At 75.6% G+C, this 3,858-nt stretch carries 3 protein-coding genes and 1 pseudogene; 2 read left to right on the top strand and 2 right to left on the bottom strand.

The genetic code is table 11. From position 1 onward, the window contains the following. Window positions 1-852, top strand: a pseudogene (locus tag AC0CYZ_RS23730) (3'-5' exonuclease); the annotation flags it as partial. 112 nt (window positions 853-964) lie between these two features. Then, complete coding sequence (locus AC0CYZ_RS23725; protein ID WP_472219899.1) at window positions 965-1,786, top strand: oxygenase MpaB family protein; 822 nt, start codon at window positions 965-967, stop codon at window positions 1,784-1,786. Between the two features lie 10 nt (window positions 1,787-1,796). On the opposite strand, the gene AC0CYZ_RS23720 is transcribed toward AC0CYZ_RS23725, so the two are convergent. Both AC0CYZ_RS23720 and AC0CYZ_RS23715 read right to left on the bottom strand, forming a co-directional pair. After that, window positions 1,797-3,128, bottom strand: coding sequence for a carotenoid oxygenase family protein (locus AC0CYZ_RS23720; RefSeq protein WP_472219897.1), 1,332 nt, complete (start codon window positions 3,126-3,128; stop codon window positions 1,797-1,799). Between the two features lie 280 nt (window positions 3,129-3,408). Further along, window positions 3,409-3,858 (bottom strand): M23 family metallopeptidase (locus AC0CYZ_RS23715; protein WP_472219895.1); only part of this gene is annotated, 450 nt, incomplete at its 5' end.

Below are 3,858 nucleotides of genomic sequence, written 5' to 3'. Positions count from 1 at the left end.
ATGTCGAAGTACCGCGCCGAGCTGGAGAACACCGAGGACACGCAGGAGCAGTCCCGGCTGGAGAACCTCACCGAGCTGGTCAGCGTCGCCCGCTAGTTCGTGGGCGACGCGCGGGCGAACGCCGCGGTGGCCGAGGCGGCCCAGGCCGACGGCGCGGCCGAGGTGCCCGCGGGGGTGGTCGCCGCCGACGACGCGACCGACCCCGGCTCCCACGAGGCCTTCCTCGAGCGGGTGTCGCTGGTCGCCGACGCCGACTCGATCCCCGACGGCGGCGACGGCGTGGTCACCCTCATGACGCTGCACACCGCGAAGGGCCTGGAGTTCCCGGTCGTGTTCCTCACCGGCTGGGAGGACGGCGTGTTCCCCCACCAGCGCGCCCTCGCCGACCCGACCGAGCTCTCCGAGGAGCGGCGCCTGGCCTACGTCGGGATCACCCGCGCCCAGCAGCGGCTCTACGTCTCGCGCGCGTTGATGCGCTCGGCCTTCGGTCAGCCGCAGGCCAACCCGCCGTCGCGGTTCCTCGACGAGCTGCCCGCCGACGTCGTCGACTGGCGGCGCAGCGGGCCCGAGCGCTCCGCGCCGAGCGCGTCGACGAGCTTCGGGTCGGGCCGCACCTGGGGACGCGACCTCACCGGCGCCCGTTCCCGGCCCTCGCCCATGCGGTCGCCGGGGTTGAGCGGGCCGACCCTGCACCTCGAGGTCGGTGACCGCGTGAGCCACGACAAGTACGGGCTCGGCCTGGTGACCGTCGTCGACGGCGTCGGATCGAAGGCGACGGCGACCATCGACTTCGGCTCGTCGGGCACCGTGCGGCTCATGCTCATCGGCGGCGTGCCCATGCAGAAGCTCTGAGCACCCGCCAGCTCTGAGCCGCTCCGGTTGCCGGGCCGTTTGCCCGCGGGTAGCCCTGGGAGTACGCGGTCGACCAGGAGCCGCCCGTCGGAGAAGACGACCCGGGAGCGGTGTGGACACGAGCGACGACCTGCACGACGACGGACTGTTCGGGCCCGACTCGGTGACCTGGCGGGTCCACCTCGAGCCCGTCCTCTGGATCGCGGGGATGCGTGCGCTGCTGCTGCAGTCGCTGCACCCGCGGGTGATGCGCGGGACCTACCAGAACTCCGCGCTGTTCGACCCGAAGAAGGCGTGGCCCCGCTTCCAGCGCACCGTCGAGTTCGTCGGCACCCGCACGTTCGGCAGCACGGCCGAGATCGAGGCCGCCGGGGGCCGCGTCCGGCGCCTGCACGCGGCGTTGCGCGGCTTCGACCCCGACACCGGCCACGACTTCCGCCTCGACCTGCCCGACAACCTGCTCTGGGTGCACGCGTGCGAGATCGACTCCTACGTCGACGTCGCCCGCCGGGCCGGCGTCCTCGACGACGCCGGTGCCGACGCCTACCTCGCCGAGAGCGTCCGGGCCGCGCAGGTCGTGGGCCTCGACCCGGCGATCGTCCCGTCGTCGCGGCGCGCGATGGCCGCGTACTTCGACCGCGTCCGGCCCGGCCTGCGCCTGTGCGACGAGGCCCGGCTCGGCGTCGGCGGCCTGCTGACCCCGCAGCCGCACGCGCCGGCGTCGGCCGCCATCGCCCTGTCCACGATCGCGGGCCTCGCGTTCGGCACGCTGCCCCGCTGGGCCCGGCGGCTCTACGGCCTGCCCGGCCTGCCCACGACCGACGCCGCCACCACGGTGGCGCTGCGCCTGGTGCGGGGCGCGACGTCGCTGCTCCCCGACCCGCCGATGCCCCCGCGCATCGCCCGGGCCCGCGACCTGGTGCGCAGCGCCTGACGCGCCCCGCTCACAACGCGGCGGGCTCCGGGAGCCACGAGCCGTGGAAGCCCGTCGGCACCCCGCGGGGCAGGGTCACCGCGGCCACCGGCCGGGTGACGTCGGCCGCGTCGAGGACGAGCAGGCGGGACGCGGTGCCGTCGGCGCGGGTCGTGATCGACAGCAGCCACCCCTCGTCCTCGGCCCGGTCCGGGCGCGGCGAGGGGACGAACACCGCCTCGCCGGCCTTGACGTCCGGGCCGAGCTCGAGGGCGGTGGTGTTCCCCGTGCCGAGGTCCAGCCGCACGATCGCGTTGGCGCGGTCGGTCGAGGTCACGGCGTAGCGGTAGCGCGCCGCGCGCCCGACCCGCGCCGGGTCCACCGTCGGGAACTCCACGGGCCGGTCGTGCAGCGGGGCCTCGGAGACCGCGCCGGTGGCCGGGTCGAGCGTCCACCGGTGCATCCGCGAGACGCCGAGCGCGGCGGCCTCGCCGGCCGGGTCCGCGCCCGCGGCCCCGCCGGCCGCCCGGCGCCGTCGTCCGGACCAGGACGCCGCCATGTCCGCGGCGGTGTAGCGGGCGCCGTCGAGCACGATCCGCCCGGTCGCGTCCTCGTGGGCGGTCCCGACGTGGAAGACGTAGCAGGGGTCGATCTCGAACCAGCGCACCGTCGCCGTCGGGTCGTCGTGGCGCATCACGCCGAGGCGCGCGCCGTAGGAGTCGTCCCAGCCGAAGGGGAAGCCGGTCACCATCCGGCGCAGCGAGAACGTCAGCGGCAGGTCGAGCCAGACCACGTGCCGGGCGGTGATCGCGGCGTCGTGCATCAGCGTCGGGCGCCGGACCTTGACCCGTCGGCTCACGACGAGCTCGCCCGCGGCGGAGACCCGGTGGTAGGTCAGGTAGGGCGGGACCGGGGAGTAGCCGTAGAAGTGCAGCTCGCCGGTGTCCGGGTCGGTCTTCGGGTGCGCGGTCATCGCGGTGCGCAGCCGGCCGCCGAAGTCGCAGGGCCCGACGGTGTCCAGCTCGCGGTCGACCTCGTAGGGCAGTCCCTGCTCGACCAGGGCGAGGAGGCGCCCGCCGTGCTCGATGACGTGGGTGTTGGCCGGGACCGCGGTGAGGTCGACCCCGCGCCACGTCAGGAACCGCCGCCCCGCGAGGGCGCCGGTGCGGACCCAGCGGTTGCGGTACCAGGTGGCGCGGCCGGCCTGCAGCCGCACGCCGTGGAGCATCCCGTGGCCGCGGAACCAGTGCCCCGGGTCGTCGCCGGGCAGCGGGTTCGGGCCATTGCGCACGTACCGGCCGTCCAGCTCGGGCGGCAGGGCGCCCTCGACGGGGAGGTCGACGGCGTCCATCTCGTCGGGCACGGGGGCGTAGTGCCCCGCGAGGTGGGTCGGGCGGGTGTCCTCGGCGGCGCTCAGGGCGGTCCTTCCGGCGGCTGCGGGTCTCCGGGGACCAGCCTGCGCCGCCGGTGCCCGGTCCGCCCGCCGGGACGAGGGGCACGTCACGCAGGTGCAGACGCCGTCCGAGCTGCGCCGTGTGCCCCTGGTCGCCGGGCGGCGGGTGCCCCAGCCAGCGAGGGGCACGTCACGCAGGTGCGGACGCCGGCCGAGCTGCGCCGTGTGCCCCTGGTCATGGGGCGACGGGCTAGTCCTTCTCGGCGCCCAGCGAGATGCCCCGCGACGCGAGCCAGGGCAGCGGGTTGATCTTGGTGCCGCCCGGCGTCCACACCTCGAAGTGCAGGTGCGGCCCGGTGGACTCGCCGCGGTTGCCGATCTCGGCGATCTGCTCGCCGGCCCGCACCTTCTGGCCCTCGGTGACGTAGGAGCGGTTGACGTGGCCGTAGACGTTGATCGTGCCGTCGGTGAGCTGCACGCGGACCCACATGCCGAACCCGCTGGCCGGGCCGGACTCGATGACGGTGCCGTCGGCGACCGAGACGATCGGGGTGCCGATGGCGTTCGCGATGTCGACGCCCTTGTGGGAGGTGCCCCACCGGGCGCCGAACCCGGAGGTGAAGGTGCCCTGCGCCGGCCGCACGAACTTCGGGGCGCGGGCGGCGGCCTCCCGGGCGGCGGCCGCGTCGGCGACCTTGCG

This window comes from Actinomycetospora sp., assembly GCF_055612215.1.
Note: the sequence above shows the minus strand (reverse complement) of the source record. Positions and strands in the feature narration are given on the sequence as shown.